Source organism: Nocardia aurantiaca, from assembly GCF_009708175.1.
In the GTDB taxonomy this organism is placed as follows: Bacteria; Actinomycetota; Actinomycetes; order Mycobacteriales; family Mycobacteriaceae; genus Nocardia; species Nocardia aurantiaca.
In genome coordinates this window covers 592,645-618,804 of the sequence record NZ_WMBB01000001.1, presented here as the reverse complement: position 1 = coordinate 618,804, position 26,160 = coordinate 592,645, and the positions used below count along the sequence as shown (strand labels likewise).

General features: G+C 68.4%; 24 protein-coding genes. 13 read left to right on the top strand and 11 right to left on the bottom strand.

The features are described from left to right. Positions 1-1,569 (bottom strand): ArnT family glycosyltransferase, encoded by a 1,569-nt coding sequence (locus GLP40_RS02560; protein WP_154786135.1) that lies wholly within the window; start codon positions 1,567-1,569, stop codon positions 1-3. A gap of 241 nt (positions 1,570-1,810) precedes the next feature. Between GLP40_RS02560 and GLP40_RS02555 the strand changes: the two genes are divergently transcribed. The 4 genes from GLP40_RS02555 to GLP40_RS02540 all read left to right on the top strand — a co-directional run bounded on the left by GLP40_RS02555 (position 1,811) and on the right by GLP40_RS02540 (position 5,463). After that, positions 1,811-2,575: an alpha/beta fold hydrolase gene (locus tag GLP40_RS02555; protein WP_328289583.1), complete on the top strand. Its 765-nt coding sequence runs from the start codon at positions 1,811-1,813 to the stop codon at positions 2,573-2,575. Between the two features lie 25 nt (positions 2,576-2,600). After that, positions 2,601-2,783 carry a YdeI/OmpD-associated family protein gene (locus GLP40_RS02550; RefSeq protein ID WP_196054496.1) on the top strand — a complete coding sequence of 61 codons (183 nt, stop codon included), beginning with the start codon at positions 2,601-2,603 and terminating at the stop codon, positions 2,781-2,783. A 14-nt stretch (positions 2,784-2,797) separates the two neighbouring features. Next, on the top strand, positions 2,798-3,772 hold the full coding sequence (locus tag GLP40_RS02545) for a sucrase ferredoxin (protein ID WP_154786133.1): 975 nt from the start codon (positions 2,798-2,800) through the stop codon (positions 3,770-3,772). Between the two features lie 533 nt (positions 3,773-4,305). Next, a complete protein-coding gene (locus GLP40_RS02540) occupies positions 4,306-5,463 on the top strand; it encodes a serine/threonine-protein kinase (RefSeq protein WP_154786132.1) in 1,158 nt (385 codons plus the stop codon). A gap of 162 nt (positions 5,464-5,625) precedes the next feature. Here GLP40_RS02540 and GLP40_RS02535 read toward each other — a convergent pair whose 3' ends face one another. Together GLP40_RS02535 and GLP40_RS02530 are read right to left on the bottom strand one after the other, a co-directional pair. Further along, a complete protein-coding gene (locus GLP40_RS02535) occupies positions 5,626-6,267 on the bottom strand; it encodes a response regulator transcription factor (protein ID WP_328289582.1) in 642 nt (213 codons plus the stop codon). 61 nt (positions 6,268-6,328) lie between these two features. Further along, positions 6,329-7,627, bottom strand: coding sequence for an ATP-binding protein (locus GLP40_RS02530; RefSeq protein WP_154786131.1), 1,299 nt, complete (start codon positions 7,625-7,627; stop codon positions 6,329-6,331). A 966-nt stretch (positions 7,628-8,593) separates the two neighbouring features. On the opposite strand from GLP40_RS02530, the gene GLP40_RS02525 reads away from it, so the two are divergent. From GLP40_RS02525 to GLP40_RS02515, 3 genes are all read left to right on the top strand, one after another. Beyond that, on the top strand, positions 8,594-9,238 hold the full coding sequence (locus GLP40_RS02525; protein ID WP_154786130.1) for an MspA family porin: 645 nt from the start codon (positions 8,594-8,596) through the stop codon (positions 9,236-9,238). 100 nt (positions 9,239-9,338) lie between these two features. Beyond that, positions 9,339-11,363, top strand: a complete 2,025-nt coding sequence (locus tag GLP40_RS35005; protein ID WP_154786129.1) for a PspC domain-containing protein — start codon at positions 9,339-9,341, stop codon at positions 11,361-11,363. Then, complete coding sequence (locus tag GLP40_RS02515) at positions 11,356-11,556, top strand: hypothetical protein (RefSeq protein ID WP_154786128.1); 201 nt, start codon at positions 11,356-11,358, stop codon at positions 11,554-11,556. The genes GLP40_RS35005 and GLP40_RS02515 overlap by 8 nt, the downstream gene beginning before the upstream one ends. 259 nt (positions 11,557-11,815) lie before the next feature. Here GLP40_RS02515 and guaA read toward each other — a convergent pair whose 3' ends face one another. Beyond that, positions 11,816-13,381 (bottom strand): glutamine-hydrolyzing GMP synthase, encoded by a 1,566-nt coding sequence (gene guaA, locus GLP40_RS02510; RefSeq protein ID WP_328289581.1) that lies wholly within the window; start codon positions 13,379-13,381, stop codon positions 11,816-11,818. Between the two features lie 662 nt (positions 13,382-14,043). On the opposite strand from guaA, the gene GLP40_RS02505 reads away from it, so the two are divergent. Then, positions 14,044-14,862: an alpha/beta fold hydrolase gene (locus tag GLP40_RS02505; protein ID WP_328289580.1), complete on the top strand. Its 819-nt coding sequence runs from the start codon at positions 14,044-14,046 to the stop codon at positions 14,860-14,862. Between the two features lie 226 nt (positions 14,863-15,088). On the opposite strand, the gene GLP40_RS02500 is transcribed toward GLP40_RS02505, so the two are convergent. Together GLP40_RS02500 and guaB are read right to left on the bottom strand one after the other, a co-directional pair. Continuing rightward, entirely contained in the window at positions 15,089-16,222 is a 1,134-nt protein-coding gene (locus GLP40_RS02500) for a GuaB3 family IMP dehydrogenase-related protein (RefSeq protein WP_154786127.1), read from the bottom strand. Positions 16,223-16,379: 157 nt separating this feature from the next. Further along, complete coding sequence (gene guaB / locus GLP40_RS02495) at positions 16,380-17,939, bottom strand: IMP dehydrogenase (protein WP_154786126.1); 1,560 nt, start codon at positions 17,937-17,939, stop codon at positions 16,380-16,382. A gap of 445 nt (positions 17,940-18,384) precedes the next feature. Here guaB and GLP40_RS02490 point away from each other — a divergent pair, with 445 nt between their 5' ends. After that, entirely contained in the window at positions 18,385-18,798 is a 414-nt protein-coding gene (locus GLP40_RS02490) for a DUF5319 domain-containing protein (RefSeq protein ID WP_029923780.1), read from the top strand. Positions 18,799-18,889: 91 nt separating this feature from the next. Here GLP40_RS02490 and GLP40_RS02485 read toward each other — a convergent pair whose 3' ends face one another. The 4 genes from GLP40_RS02485 to GLP40_RS02470 all read right to left on the bottom strand — a co-directional run bounded on the left by GLP40_RS02485 (position 18,890) and on the right by GLP40_RS02470 (position 22,331). Then, positions 18,890-20,044, bottom strand: coding sequence for an anti-sigma-D factor RsdA (locus GLP40_RS02485; protein ID WP_154786125.1), 1,155 nt, complete (start codon positions 20,042-20,044; stop codon positions 18,890-18,892). After that, positions 20,037-20,618 (bottom strand): sigma-70 family RNA polymerase sigma factor, encoded by a 582-nt coding sequence (locus GLP40_RS02480; protein ID WP_154786124.1) that lies wholly within the window; start codon positions 20,616-20,618, stop codon positions 20,037-20,039. Before GLP40_RS02480 ends, GLP40_RS02485 begins: the two co-directional genes overlap by 8 nt. Before the next feature lie 159 nt (positions 20,619-20,777). Beyond that, on the bottom strand, positions 20,778-21,713 hold the full coding sequence (locus GLP40_RS02475; protein ID WP_154786123.1) for a hypothetical protein: 936 nt from the start codon (positions 21,711-21,713) through the stop codon (positions 20,778-20,780). Between the two features lie 465 nt (positions 21,714-22,178). Continuing rightward, on the bottom strand, positions 22,179-22,331 hold the full coding sequence (locus GLP40_RS02470) for a hypothetical protein (RefSeq protein ID WP_154786122.1): 153 nt from the start codon (positions 22,329-22,331) through the stop codon (positions 22,179-22,181). Between GLP40_RS02470 and GLP40_RS02465 the strand changes: the two genes are divergently transcribed. From GLP40_RS02465 to GLP40_RS02450, 4 genes are all read left to right on the top strand, one after another. Next, on the top strand, positions 22,324-22,617 hold the full coding sequence (locus tag GLP40_RS02465) for a WhiB family transcriptional regulator (RefSeq protein WP_154786121.1): 294 nt from the start codon (positions 22,324-22,326) through the stop codon (positions 22,615-22,617). The genes GLP40_RS02470 and GLP40_RS02465 overlap by 8 nt on opposite strands. Positions 22,618-23,020: 403 nt before the next feature. Next, entirely contained in the window at positions 23,021-23,596 is a 576-nt protein-coding gene (locus GLP40_RS02460; protein WP_154786374.1) for a sigma-70 family RNA polymerase sigma factor, read from the top strand. 1 nt (position 23,597) lies between these two features. Next, the gene (locus GLP40_RS02455; RefSeq protein ID WP_230329153.1) at positions 23,598-23,912 is read left to right on the top strand and encodes an RskA family anti-sigma factor; all 315 of its coding nucleotides are present in this window, start codon (positions 23,598-23,600) and stop codon (positions 23,910-23,912) included. A gap of 195 nt (positions 23,913-24,107) precedes the next feature. After that, positions 24,108-24,320, top strand: a complete 213-nt coding sequence (locus tag GLP40_RS02450; protein WP_154786120.1) for a hypothetical protein — start codon at positions 24,108-24,110, stop codon at positions 24,318-24,320. 90 nt (positions 24,321-24,410) lie between these two features. On the opposite strand, the gene groL is transcribed toward GLP40_RS02450, so the two are convergent. After that, entirely contained in the window at positions 24,411-26,018 is a 1,608-nt protein-coding gene (groL, locus tag GLP40_RS02445; protein WP_154786119.1) for a chaperonin GroEL, read from the bottom strand. Positions 26,019-26,160: the final 142 nt, after the last annotated feature.

The following is a 26,160-nucleotide window of genomic DNA, read 5'->3' as shown; positions in this document are numbered from 1 at the left end:
TCAAATGCCCAGCGGCAGGCGCAGATCCATCATGGCCGGCCAGAGTTCGGGCCAGGGGTGCACGGGTCCGCGGCAGATCGCGATCGCGATGTCGCTGTTCACGCCGGGGAACCCGTTGGGAACGTTCAGGCGTGCCAGCACCGTCACCGAGCCGAACTGCCGTTGCAGACTCTGCTCGATATCGCCGAGACCGACGTAGAGGACCGCGCCCGTATCCGACGGCGGCGGGCCGAAGTAGCCGAAGCCGCGGTTGGGGCTGTAGACGGGCGGCAGGTCGTAGTCGCGGCCGAAGTTCTGGATCGCGGCGGCCTGCCAATAGTTCTGGGCGATGATCGCTTTCGGACGCTCCGCCTCCGGGAGCTGCCGGTAGGCGTCGGCGACCTTCGCGGTCAGATCGGACCAGCCCGAGTAGCCGAAGATGCTTGTTCGTACGGCGAAGTCCGCCTGCGTCCGGATGTCGCCGTGCACGCGGGAGGCCGGTTGCGGCAGGGTCGCCACGAGCGCGGCGATGATGGCCACGGACAGCAGCACGACGGGCGGTGCGACGACACGCAGCAGCCGGCCGCCGCGGTCGTTCACCGAGTACGGCGGCGAAGCCGCGCCGATGCCGAACAGCACCGGCAGGAATCCCGCTGTGTAGTACGGCCTTCCGTGCCCGACGAGCACCACGAGCACGAGCAGGCCCGAGGCGACCAGCATGAACAGGTAGGGGCGCAGCCAGCGCTGCCGGGCCAGGCACCAGAACGCCCACCCCGCGAGCAGTCCGCCGAGCAGCCCCGCCAATCCGATCATCTGCGGCATGCACGCGAGCGGCCCGCCGCCGGCCGCGTCCTGCTCGGCGCCGATCACCTTGCTCATGGCCAGAGCCGGCCAGCCGTGCGTGCTCTGCCACCACAGGCCGGGCACGGCGGAGGCCACGAAGATCGCCGCGCCCCTCCACAGCGCGGGCCGCCACAGCAGCTGCCGCGGACCCGCGACGAGCACGCCCGCGCCCAGGCACAGCAGGATCGTGGGGATGAACCATTTGACCTGGAGGTCGATCGCGGCGGTGAGACCCAGCGCGATCAGCAGGCGGTCGTCGCGGGTGCGGATCCAACGGATCAGCAGCCAGATGATGGTGGCCTGCAGGGTGGCGTCGAAGGAGAAGGTGCTCAGTTGGACGGCCTGGGTCGCGGCCAACGGCGATACTCCGTAGGCGGCGGCCGCGAGCAGTTGCGCGGTGCGGGAGCCACCGAGTTCGTAGGCGACCGCGGCACTGATCACGACCGCGCCCGCGGTCATCAGCACCGCGGGCAGTCGCAGCACGGGCGCCGAGCCGGGCGCCAGGGCATCGGCCAGGTGGGCCATGAGCGGTATCAGCACACCCTGGTCGGCGTAGGTGACGCTGCGATGAGCGCCGGCGGCGACGAAATACAGCTCGTCACCGAAGAAGTCGTAGCGCAGGGCGGGAACGGCAAGGAATGCCGCGCTGAGTGCGGCGAGCAGCAGGACCCAGACCTTGGCGAAGGTCGGCCGCGGCGGGCTCGGTTCCAGGAGATCGACCGCGGGGGCGGCAGCATTGAGAACCATATTTCCCCGGCAGAAAAAGCATTGGTGAATCGGCAATGACGCTACCGTCACGGTTGACCGATTATCGAAAATGTGAAAGTGATCTATTTCACAAGATGTAACGCCTGGATATCAGGCCAGTATGGAGGGGTTCCGCTGTCATTCGCCAACGGAATGAATAGGCAACCGAATCGGTAATTCGATATGGCGATGGGCACAAAGTGCGGCGTCGTCCGCGCGCCGGTCCGTACTCTGGACCATCGTGGAGTTGTCGGTGGCCCGGGTCGAGTTCGAGGACGTGCAGATCGCCTACCGGGATTCCGGGGCCACAGGCGGGCACCTCCATAGCGGGACCCCCGTGGTGCTGGTGCACGGCATGGGCGGAGACGGGCACACCTGGGACCGGTTCGCGGCCCAGCTGGTACGGCGCGGACGGCGGGTGATCATTCCCGACCTGCGTGGACACGGACGCAGCGCGCACACCATGTCCTATCGATTCCCGGAATTCGGCGCGGACATCCTGCGGCTCTGCGACCGGCTCGACCTCGAGACGGTGGACCTGGTCGGGCACTCGCTCGGCGGATACGCCATCTCCTGGGTGGCGATGGAGCGCCCGGAACTGGTGCGACGCTTGGTGATCGAGGAGCAGCCGCTGCCACTGCGCTCGGGCGATGAGCAGGTGCGATTCACGCGGCGGCTGCCGTCGATTCCGGAGCTGTGGCACGCCACCACCAGCCTCATCCGGCATCCGCGCGCGGTGCTGGCCTTCGACCGGTCCATGACCGGCGTCGCGCTCGAACAGTTCCGCAAGCCGTATCCGGAATGGTGGGAGGGGCTGTCCGACATCACCGCACCCACCCTGTTCCTGCGCGGCGGCCCCGGCGGAATGGTGGATCCGGAGAAGCTCGAGCACATGCGCGCCGGCCTGGCCGACTGCACGGTCCGCGCATTCGGTTGCGGCCACAGCATCCACCGCGACCGCTACCGCGAATTCGAGGCCGAAGTGCTCCCCTTCCTGGGGCACTGAGCTGCCGGTATCTACAGTTGTACTGGTGTCCGCATCCGAGCGATCCACGCTGGCCCGGTATCCGGAGGCGGCGGCCTTCTTCGAGACGCTGCCCAGGCAGTCGCGCCTCGCGGTCGGCTTCCACCTGGGCAGCGCGGTACGGCCACAGACGCGACAGCGGCGGCTGGAGCAGGTGATTCAGAAGTTGATCGACGGGAAGCCACTGTGACGGGGTTCGAGGGAATGTCGTGTTCGACCGCGGCGCTGGAGGTTCCGCTACCCGGAAGCGCGACCCGCGTCACCGGCTGGCTGTGCGTCGAGCAGCCCGGGGCATGGGGGCGCGATGTGATCGGCGACGAGGTGCTCGGGCCCGGCATCACTGCCGAACTGGCCGCGCGCACCAAGGCGGCACATGTCCGACCGACCCTGATCCGGCGGCCCGGGCGCAGGGAATTCACCGGCGTGCGAACGGTTCTGCTCGCCAGCTCACGGCCCGAAGGGTCCTGGTGCGAGCGCCTCGAGATCAGTGATCTGCGGGAGCTGCTGGACCTGGACCTGCACCTGCTCAACGGACCGGCCCCGGGAATCGGTGCGACCGTGACGGATCCGCTGGTCCTGGTGTGCGCGCACGGCAAACGCGACCAGTGCTGTGCCCTGCTGGGCCGCCCCATCGCCGCGAGCCTGTCCGCCGCCCACCCCGACCGTATCTGGGAGTGCTCCCACACCGGTGGCCACCGCTTCGCCCCCGCCGTCATCGTCCTGCCCACCGGCCTCACCTACGGCCGCCTGGACGAGGATTCGGCCCACGCCATGCTCGCCGCCGCCGACAAGGGCGAAGTCTCCCTGACCGGGCTTCGCGGGCGCAGCTGCTACACCCCGGTCGAACAGGTCGCCGAAGTCGCGGTCCGCCAACGCATCGCGGATGCCACCTACACCGCGAGCGCCCGCACCACCGACGACACCGGCCCGGTCACCGCAACCGCCGGCGACCCGACCGCGGGAATCGACGACCTCACCGTCGAACCGGCCCCCGACCACGTCGGACATTCCACCGAACCGGCCACTTTCGCGGGTGCGGCCCAGGTCGCCCACCGGGACGGCCGCCGCTGGCTGGTCATCACCCGCACCGTCGCCTACCCGCCCCGCCAGGCCAGCTGCGGCGCCGCGCCCAAGCCCGCCACCGCGGTAGTAGCCGACGAGATCAGACAATTGCCCTGATGGTCTCCCGATGAAATGCCGGTCGGAATTCGAATTCATCGAGTAGCGACCGGACGTTCATTTTCGATCCGGTCCCGGCAGCCGCGATAAAAAACCCCCGGGAATTAGGGGCAGGCGCCGGCGCAGCACATCGTGATAAAGAATGCGACCTCATCGATGGACCTCGACGGCGACGAGATCGGTGGCGCCGACGGATGCCGTTCCGGCTGAACCGGCGTCGAGCCGGACCAGAAGGAGGTCGGTACGCGGCGGCCGCCATCGCGGCCGGACGGAACCGCGGCCACATCCGGACCGACCGCACCACCGACTGGCGCCCCCGGCCGCGAACCGACCCCAGCAACGACCGACGGATAGGCTGATGAACCGGGAGTCAGTTTCGTCCGGAAAGCCGGAACAGCCGCCGGATTCTCTCATGCCTTCCGCATGGGCGCCGCGAAGCGAAACATGCTGTGCCCGTATGGGTCTGGAATGGAATGCGCAGGTCCACGGTGGGAAGGCCAGCAAACGTCGGGTTTCGAACCAGGCCAGTCAGGATGGTTTTCCGCTACCCTGCACCCGTGACCGAACGCGCCCGTCCCATTGTCGGCCCCGATTACCTGGTGGCCGGCCGCTACCGACTGCAGTCCAAGCTGGGCGGTGGCGGCATGGGCGCCGTGTGGCTGGCGACCGATCGGCTGCTGCACCGCGATGTCGCCATCAAGCAGGTGCTCACCACGCAGGGGCTCAGCGAGGAGGAGGCGCAGGAGGTCCGCAGCCGGATCATGCACGAGGGGCGAGTGGCGGCCAAGCTGTCGCATGACCACGCCATCGCCGTGTACGACGTGGTGCTGGAGGCCGGTGAGCCCTGGCTGGTGATGGAGTATCTGCCCTCGCGCAGTGTCGCCAAAGCCCTTGCGCTGGTGGATCGGCTGTCCCCGATCGAGGTGGCGCAGATCGGCGCGCAGGTGGCGGACGCCCTGGCGACCGCGCACGCCGCGGGCATCGTGCACCGCGATATCAAGCCGGGCAATATCCTGGTCGCCGACCGCGGCGACGAGGTCGGCAAGGTCAAGCTCAGCGACTTCGGCATCTCCAGCGGCGCCAACGACGCCACCGAGGAGATCGGCGACGTCATCACCGGCACCCCGGCCTATCTGCCGCCGGAGGTCGCGCGTGGCGCCCGCCCCACCACCGCCAGCGACGTATTCTCGCTCGGCGCAACGCTGTACACCGCCATCGAGGGACAGCCGCCCTACGGGTTCGACGAGGACAGCGATGTCATCGTGGAACGCGCCGCCATGGCCCAGATCACTCCGCCCGCCCGCAGCGGCCCGCTCACCGAGGTCCTGCTGCACATGATGGAGCCGGCCCCCCAGCGCCGCCCCACCATGACCGAGGCGCGCAACGAAATCCTCACCGCCGCCTTCGGTCCCGGCACCGCGCCCTACATCCTGGGCGCGCCCGTCCGCACCGAGGACGGGACGATCCCGGCCTGGGCGGCCCGCAATTCCGCGGCCGGACTGCGCAGCCCGCACTCCAGCCCGCTCCCCCGGCCACAGCGCGCCACCGCGGCCGCGGCTCCGGCTGCCCCGCAACCCAGATCGAAGGGCTTCGATCTCAGCGCGCTGGGGCCGAACGCGGGCCCGCTCGCGGTGGTGATCGGCCTGCTCATCGGCCTGCTGATCATCATCGTGATTCTGGTGGTGCTGTAGCCGCCCGGCCACGACGGCCGCTCGGCCTCCTCGCGCGGCGCACGGCTGCGGTGCCGTTGACGATCGTGCACACACGTGCCGGCGGTCGAGTGCCGCACCCATGTCGGACGTTCCCGACGAGTTGCCCTCGAACCACGAAATAAGTTGTCGCCCTAAGTAATTTCAATCGATGCGGCGGCGGTGGGCCCAGCGGGTGAGGGCGTTGCGGTTCGACTGCTGGGTTTTGCGGAGCACATTGGAGGCGTGGGTCTCGACTGTCTTGACCGAGATGAACAGCGTCTCGGCGATCTCGCGGTAGGTGTAGCCGCGGGCCAGCAGGCGCAGGACCTCCAGCTCGCGCGGGGTCAGCGAGTCCAGTTCGGGATCCAGTGGGGGCTCCGGGACCGGCGACTTGCCGGTGAACGAGTCCAGCACGAAACCGGCCAGGCGCGGCGAGAACACGGCGTCGCCGCCGGACACCCGGCGAATCCCGTCGGCCAGCTCGGGTCCCGAGATGGTCTTGGTGACGTACCCGCGCGCGCCCGCCCGGATCACCGCGATCACGTCCTCGGCCGCGTCGGAGACGCTGAGCGCCAGGTACACCGGCCCCGGATCGATGCCCTGCAGCACCGCGACCCCGCCACCATCGGGCATGTGCACGTCCAGCAGCACCACGTCCGGCGCGGTCGCCTTGATCCCGGCGATGGCCTCGGCCACCCCGCCCGCCTCGCCGACCACTTCCATATCGGATTCGCGGCTCAGTTCCGCCCGCACCCCGGACCGGAATACGGCATGGTCGTCGACCAGAAAGACCCGGACACTCACCTACATCTCCTCACCTGACGCCGAACCGAACCATGCCCACATCGGTACCACAATCCGCGGCTCACAGCTGGGCGGCGTCTTCGGGGATGTCGGTCTGCACCACCAGCCGCTCGTCGCCACCGTCCTTGCGCGGCATGTAAATTCGCACCTCGGTGCCGTTGCCGGGCGCGGACTTGATCTCCACGCGCCCGCCGCGGCGTTCGATGCGGCCGTGAATGGACTTGGCCACGCCCTGCCGGTCCTTCGACACCGTATCCGGGTCGAAACCCTTGCCGCGGTCGCGCACGAAGATGCTCACCTGATGCGGCTCCACCTCGGCGTACAGGTCGATGGTCGGCACCCCGGCATGCTTGGCTGCATTGACCAGCGCCTCCCGGGTGGCCCCGAGCAGCGCGGTGAAGTGTTCCTTGGGCAGCCCTATTCCGCTGTCGTCGAGGTCCATGGACACATCGCCCACGGTGACCGGGGTGACCTTCACCCCGTGCTGGTCCTCCACCTCGCCCGCGATGGTGCGCAGCGCGGCGGCCAGGCTCGACTGCGCGGGCCCGGTGTCCTCGAACAGCCACCTGCGTAGCTCGCGTTCCTGACTGCGAGCCAGCCGCACCACTTCCTGCGGGTCGTCGGCCTGTCGCTGGATCAGGGCCAGCGTCTGCAGCACCGAATCGTGCAGGTGCGAGGCGATCTCCTCACGCTCGTCATTGCGAATCCGCGCCGAGCGTTCGGCATTCAGCGCTCGCATCATCCGCAACCACAACGGCACGGTCAGCAGCCCGGCCCCGACCAGGGTCACCGCCACCGCCAGCAGCGCCGACCCGAGCGAGCTGAGGTTGATCCGTCCCAGCACCACGACACCCAGTCCGACCACGATGAGGGTGGCCCCGCCGACAATCCGCGTCCAGGTGACCACCGACGGTTTGGCGGGCAGCCCGATGACGGATCTCGGCCCGTCCGCGTCGAATTCGCGCCACACCAGCGCCGCACCGATCGCCACCACGATGATCGGGCCGACCACATGCGCGGCCGTCCCGTTGAACACCCAGGCGGTGGCGACGGCCAAAGCCATTCCCAGCAGCGCCAATCCGATGGCCTGCCGCCGCTCCGACCCGGTCGGCGGGGACGCGTCACCACCGGCCGGGGTGAAGATCCACAGCATGCCGTAGGCCACGATCCCGGCCCCGGCCAGTGCGGACAGCAGGACGAACCCCATCCGCACCTTGAACACGTCGATCCCGAGGTGATCGGCGAGCCCGCCCGCCACCCCGCCCACGATGCGGCCGCCCGTCCGCCGCACCAGTTTCGGCTGGGTCACGGCGATCGCGGCCCCACGGGCAGGGTCGTACAACGGCACGGGCGGGTACATGCCTTCGATACTGGCACGGGCGCCGGACAGGCGACATCGGGAAACACCCCGATACGATCCCTGATGTGGCCTTTCGCCATGGGTGGCATTTCATCACGGCAGTGGTCACTGACCGCGATCCAGCCAGATGACCGACAACGTGTGTGACCTCGTGCGCCAAGTGCTGGACCGGGTCCGACCATCTCGCAAACTCTGGTCGATTTCGCCCCGCGAGCTATTGACTGGCGACAATTTCGGCGAGACACTTGACCTCACACCAGAACACCGGAGTGTGTCACAGTGTCGGACGAGACGTCGAAAGACACGGGTGATGCTGCTCGAGGATCTGGCCAGGCCCCCGGCAAGCCAGTCGAATAAAGAGTATTTCAGCGACGACTGAGACTCCGAATTCGATGGAGACTACCGGGGACTGATCTATTTTGGGGGCATTTCAGCCGGTCAGGCAAGTATTTCACTACGCGCGGCCCACGATGAGATCGTTCCGGGGCTTCGTCGTGCCCACGGTGGGCGATGTCGACGGAACGCTGCCGTGGGCTGGCACCGACCCGGAGAATCCAGTTCGTTCGGCGGACAAGCTTTCGGTGAGCCCCACTGCCCTCCGGTCCATCGATCGGCCTCATGCGATAGGCCTCCGGCGTCATTGGCCCACAGCCCGGATCGATCGATCCTCGCGGCCGGTAGCGCATGCCATCGGTGGACCTGGCCCATTCATGGGATGTGAAGACACGCGCCGCTCAGTCGGCATCCTTCGAGTCTCGGACGCCGATGAATCCGGAGCCGAGGAACACGATCTGGACGCACCGCGGGCCGGCGACCGCGGACACGAACGCCCGACCACCCGCCCCTGCCACCGATCCCCACAGCCGACTCCCAGGCAACCCGCAGCGACCGTGAAGTTTCGCCGCTGATCATCGACAACGGCCCGCGCAGCGTGCCGAGATTCAGTCAGGATCCGCGGGGAGAACGATGCGAGGCGCACGGGCACTGACGGCTGTCATGGCGACGGCCGGGTACGCACTGATCACCACACACGCGAGCGCCGCATACGCGCCGCACGAGAAGACCTATTCGACCGCAAGCGGTTTCGAGTTCACCGTGGGACAGCGCGATGTGGACGCACGGCCGGTGCCGGCCTTGAACGGCATGCCGACCAATCGAGAAGTGTTCCTGGACAACATCTCCTATGGAAAAGTGCCCGCCGGCGGCACGGGACATCTGAAGACCGGGTTCTATGTGGGCTGCCAGGCGGATATCGACGCCAAGCTGCACCTGGACCCGGAATTGGACCTCAACCCGGCCATCACCGCCCATGCCGGGCTCGACACCTCGCTCGGGCCGCACGCGGGCGTCGACCTCAGCGTCGGGCCCAGCGTCACCGGCGGCATCGGCGTCGACATCTCCATCGCCCCGGGCAAGATCGCGGACGTGGTCGCCGGGGAGAAAGACCTGCCCGGCGACGGCGGCACCGGGACACTGCTGATCCAGGACTTCCACCTCATGGTCGGCGGCTGCGGCGGGCAGCTCACCATCCGGCCCTACACACTCGTGCGCGCCGACTCCGGCCCGGACGGGGGCAGCGGCGCGGTGTACGGCGACCCCATCACGCTGTAGGACGGATCCCTCGCGGACCCTGCCCCGGGCCCAAGTTCAGGTACCCATTCAGGGTGATCCCCGATGCGCCCTACCAGCGCCGAACAGCACGATGGAAGCCATGACGAGAACGAGCGACTGGTCCAAGAGCGCCGGGCGTACCGGCTTCTCCGATCAGCTTCACGACCTGTGGCAGACGCGGCCGATGCGCTTCCCCAAGGACGGACCCGTCGCCGGCGTGGCCGTCGGCTTCGGCCGCCGCTACAACGTGGACCCCGTGCTGGTGCGGGTGGCGTTCGTGGTGTCGGCGCTGTTCGGCGGAGCGGGCATCGTGCTCTACCTGCTGAGCTGGCTGCTGCTCAACCAGGCGGGCGACCAGTCCTCGGCGGCGGAATCGCTGTTCGGACGCGGCCAGTCCTCGCAGACCTCGTCCAAGACCATCGTGCTCATGGTGGCGTTGGGGATCGCCGTGAGCACGATGGGACCCGTCGGCGTCGGGCTCGGAGGGTCCGGCGTCATCAGCTTCGCGCTCATGCTGGCCGGCTGGTGGCTGCTCTACCAGCGCCAACCCCAGCCGCCCGCCGCCTATTTCGAGCAGACGGCCGCCGACAGCCTCCTCAACACCGGCTACCCGGGCACCACCAACCCGTACTGGACCGGGTACCCCGGCACCAATGCCGTCACCTTCCAGACCTACGGGCCCTACACCACTTTGCCCGACCACTATGAGCCCGACCCGGTCCACACCGCGACAGGCCCGGAATCCGCTGCCGCACAGGGCATGTCGCAGACCGGCACTGGGCCGGGCGTGCCCGATGCGGACGCCGCGGCCACAGCGGTGCTCCGCACCGACCCCGGCGACCCAGGCACCGCTGTCCTGCGCCGGGAATCATCCACCCCGCACAGCATTCCCGACACCGAGGCCGTGACCGAGGTACTGAACACGCGCTACGCTTCCGCGTCAGCCGTGGCCGACACCGTGGTCCTGCACAAATCCGGATCCGCCTCGGGCCCACACCTTTCCGGACAGCCGGCCGACTCCGCCCGGATCGGCTCCGACGCCGCCGACCAGGACGCCTCAGCCACCGGCGGCCAGGCCGACGCCGGCGCCGAGCGAGCGACCGGCTCGAGCCGGACCGGCCAGGTACAGCCCGCAGACCCCGGCACGAACGACCGGTACGAGATCGGCGGCACGGGCACGGCCGGATCCCCCGGCGACCCCCAGGATTCCGTGCAGCGCACCGTCGCGAACGCAGCGGGATCGGTCGATCTCGGCAAATCCCGCTCACCGCAGGCGACCCGCACGGACGGCACTCCGGAACAGAGCGCCGACCGCACTGACACGGCGGGCGCACCCGCCGCCGGCTCACCGGTGGGCGATCCCGCAAAACCCCCTGCACTGCACCGCATTCCGCCCACCGGCGACCGCCCCCGGGCGGTGTTCGGGCCGGCGCCGATCTCTCCCGACTTCGGGCCCACCCCACCCGGTTGGGATCCGCTCGGCGTTGCTCCGCTGGCGTGGGAACTCCCGGAGCCGGGCATATCGGTTCGGCAGACCGGCGTGCAGGCTCCCCCGCGCCGTCCCCGCTCCCGCCTGACCGCGGTCACCATCGGTCTCGCGATCCTGGCCGCTGCCGCAGCGGGTTCGGTCGCCGCTTCGGGTGTGGACTGGATGACTCCGGGTCGTATCGGGGCCGCCGCGCTGGCGGTGATCGCGCTCGGGCTGATCATCGGCGCGTTCCTGCGCCGCGGGCACGGGCTCATGGTGCTGCTCGCGCCGCTGGCCGGGTTCGTCATCCTGGCCTCACTGGTCGGCCCGATCGAGTTCGATCAGGGCGCGATGGGCGACCACCGGTGGGCCGCCGCAACCACTTCCGAGCTGCTGCCCGAATACCACGTCTCCATGGGCTCGGGCACCCTAGACCTGAGCAGGCTGCAACTGACCGAGGACCGCGACGTCGCCCTGAAAGTGCGCATGGGCGACGCCCGCGTGGTCCTGCCACCCAACCTGCGGGTGAACACGACCTGCGATGTCCGCATGGGTGATTCGAATTGCCTGAGCGGAATGTCCGGCCCGGCAACGGGTCCCGTCCTGAATCTGACCGTCGATGTGCAGATGGGAAACGCGGAGGTGAACCGTGGCTGAGAACAAGAACCGCCGTCCCTCGTTCGGACTCCTGCTGGCCGGACTGCTCGGTCTGGGCGTCAGCGTATGGGCATTCGTCGGCCCCCACTCATGGCCCGTCTCCGGCGGCCTGTCCCTCGGCTGGATCGTAGTGATCGCCGCCATTGTCGTCGGCATCGTCCTGGTTCTCACCCCGAGGAAGAACCGAGACTAGCCGACCGCGCTGTCCCTCCCCCTCGCCGGGACAGCGCACTCCACCTTCTGGGAACTGCCCTTCCGAGAAGGATGAGGGCCCCGCACCTTTCCGGGTGCGGGGCCCTTCGTCGCTCGAGGTGACAACCGATTTCGCGCCGACGAGGCCAACTCGCCGGGTACGACCGAAATCGGTTCGGCTCCCAACGGCCGGCACGGGTGCCCACGGTCGGCGGCACTCTGCCGCCGCTAAAGGCTCGGGGAGACGGAGCCGGTGCGTCTCACTCCCACTCGATGGTCCCCGGCGGCTTGCTCGTCACGTCGAGCACTACGCGGTTGACCTCCGCCACCTCATTGGTGATGCGGGTCGAGATGCGCTCCAGCACCTCGTAGGGCAGGCGGGTCCAGTCAGCCGTCATGGCGTCCTCGCTCGAGACCGGGCGCAGCACGATCGGGTGGCCGTAGGTGCGGCCGTCACCCTGGACGCCGACGCTGCGGACATCGGCCAGCAACACCACAGGGCACTGCCAGATCTGCTTGTCAAGACCGGCGGCCGTAAGCTCCTCGCGCGCAATGGCATCCGCCTGGCGCAGCAGCTCCAGCCGGTCCAAGGTCACCTCGCCGATAATGCGAATGGCCAGGCCCGGGCCCGGGAACGGCTGGCGCGCAACGATTTCCTCGGGCAGCCCCAGTTCGCGGCCGACCGCGCGCACCTCGTCCTTGAACAGCAGCCGCAGCGGCTCGACGAGCGCGAACTCCAGATCGTCGGGCAGGCCGCCGACATTGTGGTGGCTCTTGATATTCGCCGTGCCCGCACCGCCGCCGGATTCCACGACATCGGGGTACAGCGTGCCCTGGACCAGGAACTCGACCTTGGTCTCGCCCTGCTCGCCGACCACCTCCGAGACCGCGTCCTCGAACGACCGGATGAACTCCCGGCCGATGATCTTGCGCTTCTCCTCCGGATCGGTGACGCCCTTCAGCTCACCCAGGAACTTGTCCACCGCGTCCACGGTGACCAGCTTGGCCCCGGTGGCGGCGACGAAATCGCGCTGCACCTGCTCGCGCTCACCCGCGCGCAGCAGACCGTGATCGACGAACACACAGGTGAGGCGATCACCGATGGCCCGCTGCACCAGCGCCGCCGCGACCGCGGAGTCCACGCCGCCGGACAGACCGCAGATGGCGTGCCCGTCCCCGACCTGCTCACGGACCTGGGCGATCAGCGTCTCGGCGATATTGGCCGGCGTCCACGCGCCCGGAATCTCGGCGATCTCATGCAGGAATCGGCTCAGCACCTGCTGGCCGTGCGGCGAGTGCAAGACCTCCGGGTGGTACTGCACACCGGCGAGCTTGCGCGCCCGATCCTCGAACGCGGCGACCGGCGCGCCCGCGGAGGTCGCGGTGACCTCGAAACCGGCGGGGGCATCGGTGACCGCGTCACCGTGGCTCATCCACACCGGTTGCCGGGTCGGCAGGCCGCCGTGCAGGATGCCGCCGTCCACACTCAGCTCGGTGCGCCCGTATTCGCGAGTCCCGGTGTGCGCCACCGTGCCGCCGAGCGCCTGCGCCATGGCCTGGAAGCCGTAGCAGATACCGAAGACCGGCAGATTCAGATCGAACAGCCGCGCGTCCAGCTGCGGCGCGCCCTCGGCGTACACACTGCTGGGTCCCCCGGAGAGAATCACCGCCAGCGGCTGCTTCTCCGCGATCTCCTCCACGGTGATCGTGTGCGGAACCACCTCGGAATACACACTCGCTTCGCGCACCCGGCGCGCGATCAGCTGCGCGTACTGCGCGCCGAAGTCGACGACAAGGACTGGTCGCTGGGTTTCTGCCACCGCCACAGTCTAGTGAGCGACACACACCACACCGACCCGCCTCCCCGCGTCTGCAGCGAGCCGCCGATATTCCCCAGCGAATCGGTGGTGACAACTGCTCCAGTGGGGTGCGGGTAACTCACCTGGTACGTCCACGAGCGGCCCTCACCCGCCGCCGGCACGGGTGCCCAACAGCCAAGGGCACTGAGCTTCCCCTGAAGACCCGGGGAGACGGGAGAGCCCGCTGAAGTCCAGGCGAGGCGGGTGAGCTTGGACCGCCACCCCGGGCCGGAGTGCGCCGCGGCCTCGGAAGCGGTAGCCCGCCCGGCCCGGAAGTGGTGGCACCGGGACGGTATTCGCGTCGACGGCGTCGTGGATAGGGACTTCCGACCCATTCCTCACAATCGTCGGTGAGTCGCGGCCGGACGCGGACGGCGGCTAGGGTTCGACGCAGAGGGCATCCGATCGGTCCGAAGCGCACGGTTCCGTCGGACCGGATCAGACCGATGGCTCGAGTCAGCGAAATCGGCGGGGCCGCACAGTAGTCCCGGCACGGCCGTCGCGGTAGAGGCCTCCGCCCTTGCCCGCCCGGGAATTCCGGCCCGTGCGCTGGGGCCCAGCGGCATCCGGTCCACCGGTGGGCAGGAAAGCTCGGAAGTTTGTCACAGGTCCTGGCTATCCTCTACCTCGTGCCATTCGCCCGTGCGATCGATGCCGAGATCCACTACGAGGACAGCGGGGGCGAAGGTCCGGTTGTGTTGCTGGGGCACGAATTCCTCATGGACCGAACGATGTTCGCGTCGCAACTGGCGGCGCTGACACCGGAGTTCCGGATCGTGACCTGGGACGCGCGCGGGCACGGCCGCACCCGTGACGAGGGGCTGCCGTTCACCTACTGGACCTCCGCCCGGGACGCGCTGACCGTACTGGATCAGCTCGGCGTGGAACGCGCCGTGGTGGGCGGAACTTCACAGGGTGGCTTCATCGCGCTGCGCACCGCACTGCTGGCCCCCAACCGCGTCGCCGCCCTCGTCCTGCTCTCCAGCGAGGCGCACGAGCCCACCCCGGCCGAACTCTCCAATGCCCGTAAGTTCCTGGACAAATGGTACGAGGAGGGCCCCCGCCCCGCCCTCGCGGAATACCTCGCCCGCTGGCTCATCGGCGAGGACGACTGGTACCGCGCCGTCTGGGTGAAACGCTGGCTCGCCCGCGACCCCAATGCCACCGAGGTGGCCGCCGGCGCTCTCCTGGGCCGCGATTCGGTACTGAACCGGCTGCCCGAAATCACCTGCCCCGCTTTGCTCATCCACCCCACCCGCTCCGGCATACTCCGCTCCCACGCCCGCGAACTCGCCGACCGCCTCCCCGACTGCCGCTACGTCGAAATCGAAGGCGCCCGCCAAACGGTCAACATGACCCACCCCGTAGCCGTCAACACCGCAATCCGCGAATTCCTACGCGACCAAGCAGTTTCCCGCCCCACCACTCAGCCCATCCTCCGCCGCTAGCGCTCGACCACTGAAACAGCTCGTGCCCCTTGCACACTCGCAGGAGTGCGCAAGGGGCACGAAGAGCTTCGAATCACCCGGCCGGATTTTCTCCCGACGCGACAAGAGATTTCGCGAGGTTCCGGATAGCTCACCGGGTACGTCCACAGTCGGTTCGGCACTCAACCGCCGGCACGCGCAATAGTCAACGGCTCTCAGCCGTCCGCTGAAGTCCCGGAGAGGCAGCTCATCCCCGGACGTTCAAACCGACCTTCTGGAATTCCTTGAGGTCGCAGTAGCCGGTCTTGGCCATCGAACGGCGCAGGCCGCCAACCAGATTCAACGAACCGAACGGGTCATGGGAGGGGCCGTTGAGAACCTGGTCCAGCGGGACGCGCTCCTCGTCGACGGCGTACGGCAGCACCGCGCCGCGCGGGACCGACGGGTGGGCGGCGGCGGAGGGCCAGTACCAGCCATTGCCCGGGGTCTCCCGCGCCATGGCCAGCGGCACGCCCAGCATGACCGCGTCCGCGCCGCAGGCGATGGCCTTGGCGATGTGGCCGGAGGTCAGAGTCTCGCCGTCGGCGATGACGTGCACGTAGCGGCCGCCGGTCTCGTCCAGGTAGTCGCGGCGCGCGGCGGCGGCGTCGGCGATGGCGGTGGCCATGGGCACGCCGATGCCGAGCACCTCACCGGTGGTGGTGGCACCCTGCATGGAGCCGTAGCCGACGATGACGCCCGCGGCGCCGGTGCGCATCAGGTGCAGCGCGGTGCGGTGATCGGACACGCCGCCCGCGACCACAGGCACATCCAGCTCGGCGATGAAGGTCTTGAGGTTCAACGGTTCTCCGTCGCCCACGTGCTCGGCGGAGATGATGGTGCCGTGCACCACCAGCAGGTCGATGCCCGCAGCCACCAGTGCCGGGGTCAGCGCCCGCGCGTTCTGCGGGCTCACCCGCACCGCGGTGGTGACACCGGCGGCCCGCACCTGCGCGACCGCGGCGGCCAGCAGATCCGGCTGCATGGGCGCGGCGTGCAACTCCTGCAGCATCGCCACCGCGGCCTCGGCGCCCTCCTTCTCGCCGACCTCGGTCAGCTGCTGGATCTTGGCGGCCACATCGGCGTGCCGGGCCCATAGGCCCTCGCCGTTGATGACCCCCAGGCCGCCGGCCCTGCCCAGCTCGATGGCGAACTCCGGCGACACCAGCGCGTCGGTGGGATGCGCCAGGAACGGGATCTCGAAGCGGTACGCGTCCAGCTGCCAGCCCAGCGACACCTGCTTCGACGAGCGGGTCCGCCGCGACGGAACGATGTCGATATCGTCCAGCTCGTAGGTGCGCCGGGCGGTCCGGCCCATGCCGATCTCGACCATATCGCGCATCGTTGTTCATTCCTCCTGTGTTCAATTTGCCCTCCGCTTCGCTCCGAGCGGGTTCGCGGCGCTGAAGGTCTCGTTCTCCCCTCCTCCGCTCCCCCGCTCCGTCAGTCCGGAACGAGACGCGCCGCGAACGTATTGGGCGTTAGCCTTTGCCTGTTCGTCAGGCGCGACTGGCGTAGTTGGGGGCCTCGACGGTCATGGTGATGTCGTGCGGGTGCGACTCCTTCAGGCCCGCCGCCGTGATCTGCACGAACTGGGCCGCCTGCAGATCGGTGATGCTCTGCGAGCCGGTGTATCCCATGGCCGCGCGCAGACCGCCCACCAGCTGGTGGATGACCTGGTCCAGCGGGCCGCGGAAGGGCACCCGGCCCTCGATGCCCTCGGGCACCAGCTTCTTCTCCGACAGCACGTCGTCCTGGAAGTAGCGGTCCTTGGAGTAGGACTTGGCTTCGCCGCGACCCTGCATGGCGCCCAGCGAACCCATGCCGCGGTAGCTCTTGAACTGCTTGCCGCCCACCAGGATCAGATCGCCGGGCGACTCGGCGGTGCCGGCCAACAGCGACCCGAGCATGACGGTCGAGGCGCCGGCCGCGATGGCCTTGGCGAGGTCACCGGAGTACTGCACGCCACCGTCGGCGATGACCGGCACGCCATGCGGCCGGCACGCCGCGGTCGCCTCGAGGATGGCGGTGATCTGCGGCGCGCCGACGCCGGCGACCACGCGGGTGGTGCAGATGGAGCCGGGGCCCACACCCACCTTCACCGCGTCCACGCCCGCCTCGACCAGGGCCAGGGCCCCCGCACGGGTGGCGACATTGCCGCCGACGACCTGCACCCGGTCACCGACCTCGGCCTTGAGCTTGGAGACCATCTGCAGCACGCCCGACTGGTGACCGTGCGCGGTGTCCACGACCAGCACGTCCACCCCGACCTCGGCCAGTGTCATGGCCCGGGCCCAAGCGTCCTCGCCGACACCGACCGCGGCGCCGACCAGCAGACGGCCGTCCCGGTCCTTGGTGGCGTTGGGGTACTGCTCGGTCTTGACGAAGTCCTTCACGGTGATGAGGCCACGCAGCTTGCCGCTGCCGTCCACGATCGGAAGCTTCTCGATCTTGTGGCGACGCAGCAGACCCAGCGCGGCCTCGGCGGTGACGCCCTCCTGGGCGGTGATCAGCGGCGCCTTGGTCATCACCTCGGCGACCTTGCGGTCCTGATCCACCTCGAACCGCATATCGCGGTTGGTGATAATGCCGACCAGCATGCCTCTCTCGTCCACCACCGGCAGACCGGAGATGCGGAAGCGGGCGCACATGGCGTCCACCTCGGCCAGCGTGTCATCGGGGCGACAGGTCACCGGATCGGCAACCATGCCGGCCTCGGAACGCTTCACCGTCTCGGCCTGCGCGGCCTGCGCCTCGACCGACAGATTGCGGTGCAGCACACCCATACCGCCCGCGCGCGCCATGGCGATGGCCATGCGCGCCTCGGTGACGGTGTCCATGGCGGAACTCACCAGCGGCGTGTGCAGCGTGATATCGCGGGTCAGCTTGCTCGAGGTGTCGACCGAGCTCGGAATCAGATCGGAAGCCGCGGGCAACAACAGCACGTCGTCGAAGGTGAGGCCGAGCATGGCGACCTTGTCGGGATCGTCTCCACCCGTATGCGGGCGGCCGGCGCGTCCGGCGAAATCACTGCGTTCGCCCGTCACGGGACTGCTCATTCGGATCGACCCCTCCTGGACCTCGGCATCATCCACCGGACCGGGCACCGGTGGACGCGTGGATGAATGGCAATGCCGGCGTTTGCTACCCGGCCTTTGGTCAACCATGGTATCGGTCGCCGGATTCCCCGCCGCACCCACGCCCGGCCCACCGAGCCAGCAACGAGCAGGTACTGTGCCAGAGGTCACGCCGGGGGTTCACGATCGCCACGATTATGGACCGCGGCTCCCCCGGAGCGAGCGAGTGAACGGCTCCACAGACCTGCGCCTCGAAGGAGCGCTGGAGAGGGAAGTATCGAGAGCGCGACTCCATAGACCTGCGCCGTCGCCGCGAACCGGTCCGCGGCGACACGGAACGCGACCTAGGCACAGCACCACCAGCGAAGTGAGGGCAAATCCCCTTCAGCGCTGGCGCACAGGGGGTGGTTCTGCGTACCGTGGGACTGTGCGTGACCATCTACCACCTGGCTTGCCGCCGGATCCATTCGCCGGAGACCCCTCCGACCCGTCGGCCGCGCTCGATGCCATCGAGCCGGGGGAGCCGCTGGATCCTCATGAGCGCCTAGCGGTCGAAGAGGATCTCGCCGACCTCGCGGTCTACGAGGCGCTGCTGGCCCACCGCGGCATCCGCGGTCTCGTGGTCAGCTGCGAGGACTGCCGACAGGATCACTACCACGACTGGGACATGTTGCGCGCCAACCTCCTCCAACTGCTGGTGGACGGCACGGTGCGCCCGCACGAGCCCGCCTACGACCCCACGCCCGAGGCCTACGTCACCTGGGACTACTGCCGCGGCTACGCGGACGCTTCGATGAACGAGGCACTGCACGGCGACGGATTCGACGGGTTCGACGTCTGATTCAGTGGAAAAGGGGCCTGCATCCCGAGGATGCAGGCCCCTTTTCATATGAAAAACCGATCGCCACAGGACGATCGGTGACTGGGCTGCCCTAGTGCGCCCCGGGCACCGGCGGCAGCACCGGGCCACCGGTCGGCAGGATGATCGAGGACGGGACGATCGGCACCCCGCCCGTCGGCTTCTCCACCGGCGGCTGCGGGATCGTCGGCAACCCGCCACCCGTAGTGCCGCCACCGTTTCCACCGGTATTGCCTCCGGTCGGGGCTACGACACTCGTGGAGTTACCGCCACCACCGGTCGGCGGCACGGTCTGCGGCTCGGTCTCGGGGGACGGCACCGTCGGCAGCGTGGTCACCGGCGGAACGGTCGACACGCCCCCTCCGGTGGCCGGATTCGGAATCGGGTTCGGGTTCGGGTTGGTCCCACCGAGCACCGACGAATCGGTCGACGTCGGCGGGTTGCCATCCGTCTTGGTCGGCGGAATCACCGGCGACACCGGCACTGTCGTGGTGACGGGAACCTTGGTGGAGGTGCTCATGGTCGGCGCGACCGACGCCAGCGATTCGGCCACCCGTGGCGCGGTCTGCTGTAGCTGCGCGAACAGCTGCTGCCACCGGTCGGTCAGATTGTCTTTCTTGGTGGAGTCGTTGACCTGGGAGGCATTGTCGGCGGCACGCTCCATCAGCGGCTTGGCCTCGTCGGCCTTGCCCTGCGCGATGAGCTGCCGCGCCTGCTCCAGATCATTGTCCGCCCGCGAGACGACCGTGGATTGAGCCTGCTCGCTGAACACGACCTCCTTGACCCGCCATAGCGGGTCGCCGGGGCTCGCGTTGTAGGAGAACGCCGTCAGACCGCCGATGACCAGTGCCATGGCCGCCGCCGTACCCAGGATCGGCCGGACGAGCCGAAGCCGCCCGCGATTCTGCGCGCCGATTCTGGCCTGCCGGGCGCCGATCTCCTGATTGACCGCTGCGACAATGGCATCCAGATCCGGCCCGGCCGGCAACGGCTCGGCCATGATCTCCGCCCGCCAGTCCGCCAGCAGAGCCGCGAGCTGGTACTCCTCCGGATTGCCCGTCTGTACGGGACCATCGCCGGAGATGGCGTCGATCAGCGCATCGTCGCGGCGCACCGCGGCGATGTCCACCGGTCCGGTGTCACCGGTCGCCTCGGCGTAGGGACCGCTGTTCTGCGATTCAGGTCGCGCTTTCCAGTCGCCCCGACCACGCTCGCCATCCCTAGCCATACATTTCACCTGCCCTCGCCACTTGAGACTTGAGTTTCGCGAGTGCCCGGTGCTGGGCGACTCGTATAGCACCCGCCGTACTGCCCACGGCGACTGCGGTTTCTTCAGCCGACAAACCCATGACCAAGCGCAGGATCAGAATCTCTCGATGCTTTTCCGGCAGTGTCGCCAGCAGAGCGTTCATCTGCCGGCTCGTTTCGGATTCGAGAGCTCGCTGCTCCGGCCCCTGGTCGGTGGATATGACATCCGGTACTTCGGCCATGGCGTCCGCCTTGTTACGGGCGGAATTTCTGTGGGCGTCCGCGACCTTGTGCGAGGCGATGCCGTAGACGAAAGCCATGAACGGCCGACCCTGATCCTGGTACCTGGGGAGGGCGGTCATGACGGCCAGGCAAACCTCCTGCGCGACGTCGTCAGCGGAGAGCTGGCCGCGTTCGGCCGTTCCGATGCGAGCGCGGCAATACCGCACCACGAGCGGGCGGATGCTCACCAGTACCTGGGAAAGGGCCGCCCGATCGCCCTGCGCTGCGGCAGCGACGACTGCGGGATCCAACTCCTCACCCGTGTTGTTCATCGTCAGAGCTGTTCCTGGCGTTTACGAGAGTGGCACGTCGGCGCGAGAGCCGGTGCTTCCGCGGAGGGGCGGAACGGTCCAACAATAGCGGCTGGCGCATTCATGCCAGGCGTTACGGGGTGGTTCTCGGGGACGACTCAGGGAAGTCCCGGGTGCCACTCAGGGATGGCCGAGAAGACCGCTCGCCGAACGCAATCGCCCACCGCGAGCAGCCAGCAACCGCGCACATCCGGCGGCCACGATCGGCCCGTCACCGGCGGGTTCGATACCCGAGCGGAGCATCGCGCAGGCCCAGCGCAGCGGCAGCAGTTCGTGTTCGGCACAGGCGCGATCGACTTCGATTGCCAGCGCGCGAGATCGGTCGAGATCGCCGGCGGCGGCGCTCGCGGCGGCGAGCAGTAGCCGGGATTTCACTCGATGCCGCAGCGAGGGCGAGTTTTCGGCGAGCGCGACCGCGGTCTCGGCGTGCGCCAGTGCGGGATCGGCGGGGGCGGGACCATCGCCGTCGGCGGGGTCGGCCGAAGGTGCGGAGATCAAACCCGAGCCGGGGGCCGACAGCGCAGTCTCGGCAGCCACCCAGTGCAGGCGAATGTGCGGGCGCCACGCGCTCCGGGCATCGGGAAGGTGAACGTCGAGGTGCGCTCGGCAACGTTCCAGCAGCCGGGCGGCAAGCGCCGGGCGGAGGGTACCGAGAGCATCGGCGGCGAGTCCGGTCAACGCATCGCAAACCGCTTCGGCGCGCCGGATTTCCACGGGGGTCACAGCCGGTGCGGGGGTCGCGGGACGCCCGCCGGGCAGGGCCAGGGCGGCCGCGCGGCCGTCGGCCACGGCGGCGTCGCCGTGCCAGCCGAGCTGGCGCAGCAGCGAGGCCTCGGTGCTGTGGGTGAGCGACAGCAGGGCGGGATCGGCTGTTGCGCGGCGGGCGCGCCGGAGCTCGGCACGGGCGGCCGCATAGCGCCCGACACCGCTGAGCGAGACCGCCCGCAACCAGGATTCGGCGGCGTCGGTGGCGGCGGGCAACCCGGCGGCAGCGCGTTCGGGCGTGGAACCGAAGGCGGCGTCGGCGAGTTCGGGGTTCACTTCGAGCACAGGCACAGCCGCACTGTAACCAGTGCGCGCGCAAGTGCGGGCAGATGCCATATCACAACCCACCAGCTACCTGTCAGCATTCACAAGCGTCTTTGTGTTTCCGCTCCGTAAATCTGTTCTCGCTATCGCCTAGCACGCCCGTAAGGAATTCGTATAGCGTTTCGCGCTATTAACCTGCCGGTCTTGAAGCAGCCATCTCTACCCCACTCAGCGGGAGTTGTCCAATGGCTGAGATCACTCGGATCGAGAGGGTTGCATAGATCGCGCGACAGGTATTGGCGCTCAAAAAGCCGCTACTACCAGGCATTATGCCCACTCGGATGAGCTATCACAGCTTAGTCACGACACTGGGCAACCGATCAGTATCACCACAGTAGGGCAGCTTTGTAAATAGCGAGGATGTTAATTCTCTAATGCGCTGGTATTCGACTCGAGTCGAATGAAGCTATTGACTCGATTTCGTTGTCCGACCTAACGTACGTCATCGCCGTCGTCGGCGTCGTGTTGAATTGCGGAGCCGACGAAGTGCGATCGCCGGGCCACGGCGATGCGGCCATCTGTTTGCCACCAGCACCGCTCGACAATGCCGACGAGCTCGCACCATGAGGAGTTCACCATGCCCATGCCGACCCACCTCCCAGGTCCGAACGCCGACGTATGGGATTGGCAGATGCGCGGATCCTGCCGCGGTCAGGACTCGTCGGTGTTCTTCCACCCGGACGGCGAGCGCGGCCGTGCGCGGGCGCAGCGCGAGCTACGCGCCAAGGAGATCTGCAAGTCCTGCCCGGTGCTGCTGCAGTGCCGGTCGCACGCCCTGAAGGTCAGTGAGCCCTACGGCATCTGGGGCGGCATGTCCGAGACCGAGCGCGAGCTACACGCGCGCCGCAATCGCCGCCGCGTCGTCGCGTAGCCGAACCTTGCGCTAGACCTCGACCGGCGGTCTCACAACCCCGAGCAAACTCGCGTGACCGGTGTTGACCAGCGGTGTCGTTGAGGCGATCGGCAGGTGGGCCGAGATTCCTCCCATCCGTTCGGTGCGGCGCGCCGAATGCCTAGCAAACACCCGGCACCGCTTGACGGGCGTCGGTCGCGACCGGCGTGTCCCGTATGTCACGTTTGCAAAGTCTCGGCGCAAACTGGAAAACCGCTGTGCCACAGTTTCTTTGCCGATACCCCCACGCGAGAGGAGGTTATAGCGGCACGCTACCCTCGTGGCCGATGACACAGAACGGAGCGTTGTGACAACGCGGCCGCCTGCCGCAGAGGGCGACTCGTTCCAGAGTTCCAGGAACGGTCGGGTGGAAACACCGAGCTTGGACTCCGCGGTGACGGCGCGCGCAGCCGAAAGTCTCGAACTCGCCGCACTTCTCGAACGTTGCGGGCAGTCCGACCAGCGGGCGTTCGCCGAGCTGTACGACCGCACCAGCGCGCGAGTGTTCGGCCTGGTCCTACGCGTGCTACACGATCCGGGTTACGCGGAGGAGACCACGCAGGAGGTCTACCTCCAGATCTGGCGCACGGCTGCCAATTTCGATCCGGCCAAGGGCTCGGCCGTCACCTGGTTGATGACACTGGCCCACCGACGCGCGGTCGACCGTGTCCGTGCCGAGCAGGCGCACGCGCAGCGCGAGGTCGCCTACGGCACCAGCACCCTCGGCAATGAATTCGACGAGGTCACCGAAGAGGTCGGGCGACGGCTGGAACAGCAGGCGGTACTCGCCGGCCTGGCCACGTTGACGGAGACGCAACGGGAAGCCATCTCTCTCGCGTACTTCGGCGGACGGACGTACGCCGAGGTCGCGGCTCATTTGGGCGTTGGATTACCTACCGTTAAGTCCCGTATACGGGATGGATTGACACGACTCAAGAAAAGTTTGGGAGTGACGTGAGATGAAAGAAAGCCAGATCGATCTCGCGCACACTGTCGCGCTCGGATCGATCGGCGACGAAGATCAGCGCGCAGTGGCGGACCTTTTGGATACCGACGACCCGGTACTGCGCGCCGCCTTCACCCAGGAAGTGCAGCAGACCCGAGAAGCGCTCGCGCTGGCCGCGTCCACGCTGGCCGTGCCGCCGCCGCCCGCCCTCCGCGACCGCCTTCTCGCCGCGATAGCTACAGACCAGGCACCGCCGAACACGATCCACCACTCCCACCCCGGTCTCCGCCACGGAAACGGCCGCTCCGCCAGTTCGATTCACGACTGAGCGTCCGTACTCCCGAAGCATGAGGTCCAGAACCCCTCACGCGCGCAAGGCTTTTCCGCATGCCGCCGATTCAGGTCGCCTGACCGGTTTCGGCTGCATGCTTTGCCGGTAACGCCCCATTTGAAACAGACGATTCGGACACGATAAGTCCGTGCGCGCCATGATGATTCATGTCGCCCTCCGAACGGATCCGGCATGCGTCTGCTCGGCGTCCTCACTCGTCCGCACCTGCGCGCCCTGGCGGGCATGGCCGCCGCTCTCACGCTGATCCTCGCCGGTCTCTACGTCTTCGCCTACCAGCCCGCCGACGATCTCCGCGACCGATCCCCCGTCACCCCGCTCCCGCCCGTCTCCGTCCCGCTCAGCCCCAACTGGCTGACCCCCTCCCCCGGCACGCGCATGCGGTGAACAACCACGGCCGAATCGCGCCGGGAAACACCGAGGCCCCCGGACGGGGGTTCCCGTCCGGGGGCCTGAGCTGACGTCAGCGGGACCGGGTCAGTGGGCGTGGCCGTGGTGGGCGTCGGCGGGCTCGTCGACGGGCTTGTCGACGATCGCGGACTCCGTGGTCAGCACCATGCGGGCCACCGAGGTGGCGTTCTCGACGGCGGAGCGGGTGACCTTGACCGGGTCGATGACGCCCTCGGCGACCAGGTCGCCGTAGGTCAGGGTGGCGGCGTTGAAGCCGTCCTTGCCCTCGGAGACCTTGGAGACGACGACCGCGCCGTCGACGCCGGCGTTACTGGCGATCCAGAACAGCGGCGACAGCAGGGCCTGGCGCACCACCTCGACACCGACGGCCTCGTCGCCGGAGAGCGAGTCTCGCAGGTCGGTCAGCGTGGACGCGGCCTGCACCAGGGCGGTGCCGCCGCCGGGGACGATGCCCTCGGCGACCGCGGCCTTGGCCGAGGAGACAGCGTCCTCGACGCGGTACTTGCGCTCCTTGAGCTCGGTCTCGGTGGCCGCGCCGACCTTGATGACGGCGACGCCGCCGGCCAGCTTGGCCAGACGCTCCTCGAGCTTCTCGCGGTCCCAATCGGAGTCGGTGTTCTCGATCTCCTTGCGCAGCTGGGCGACTCGCGCGTCGATGTCGGCCTGCGAGCCGGCGCCCTCGACGATGGTGGTGTCGTCCTTGCTGACCACGACGCGGCGGGCCTTGCCCAGCACGTCCAGGCCGGCCTCGCGCAGGGTGATGCCCAGATCCGGGTTGACCACGGTGCCGCCGGTGACGATGGCCAGGTCATCCAGGAACGCCTTGCGGCGATCACCGAAGAACGGAGCCTTCACGGCGACGACCTTGAGGGTCTTGCGAATCGCGTTGACCACCAGGGTGGACAGCGCCTCGCCGTCGACGTCCTCGGCGATGATCACGACCGGCTTGCCGGATTCCGCGATCTTCTCCAGCAGCGGCAGCAGTTCCGGCAGCGAGCTGATCTTCTCGCGGTTCAGCAGGATCCACGCGTCCTCGTAGACCGACTGCATGGTCTCCGGGTCGGTGACGAAGTACGGGGACAGGTAGCCCTTGTCGAACTGCACACCCTCGGTGATGGCGACCTCGGTCTGCAGACCCGAGGACTCCTCGATGGTGACCACGCCGTCCTTGCCGACCTTGGTCAGCGCCTCGGCGACGAGGGCGCCGATCTCCTCGTCGCGCGAGGACACGGTGGCGACCTGCGCGATGGACTTCTCACCGGAGACCGGGGTGGCGGCGGCGTGCAGGGCGGCGGCGACCGCGTCTGCGGCCTTGCTCATGCCCCTGCCGAGGGTCATCGGGTTGGCGCCCGCGGCGATGTTCTTCAGGCCGCCCTTGATGAGGGCCTGCGCCAGCACGGTGGCGGTGGTGGTGCCGTCACCGGCGACATCGTTGGTCTTGGTGGCGACGCTCTTGACCAGCTGCGCGCCCAGGTTTTCGAAGGGGTCCTCGAGGTCGATGTCGCGGGCGATGGTCACGCCGTCGTTGGTGACGGTCGGGCCGCCGAACGCCTTGGCCAGCACCACGTGCCGGCCACGCGGGCCCAGGGTGACCTTGACGGCGTCGGCGAGCTTGTCGACGCCGCGCTCCATCGCCCGACGAGCCTTCTCGTCGAACTCGATCTGCTTTGCCATATGTACCTACTCCTGTGGGTCCGGGACGGTCGGGGGTCTCCCCCGAACCCCGGAATGAGTTGGGGCGGAACGCACTCCGCCCCGGGTCGGTGGCTGTATGACCAGCTGCGACGCCGGGGCGGCAAGCTCCGAGTTCCAGGGG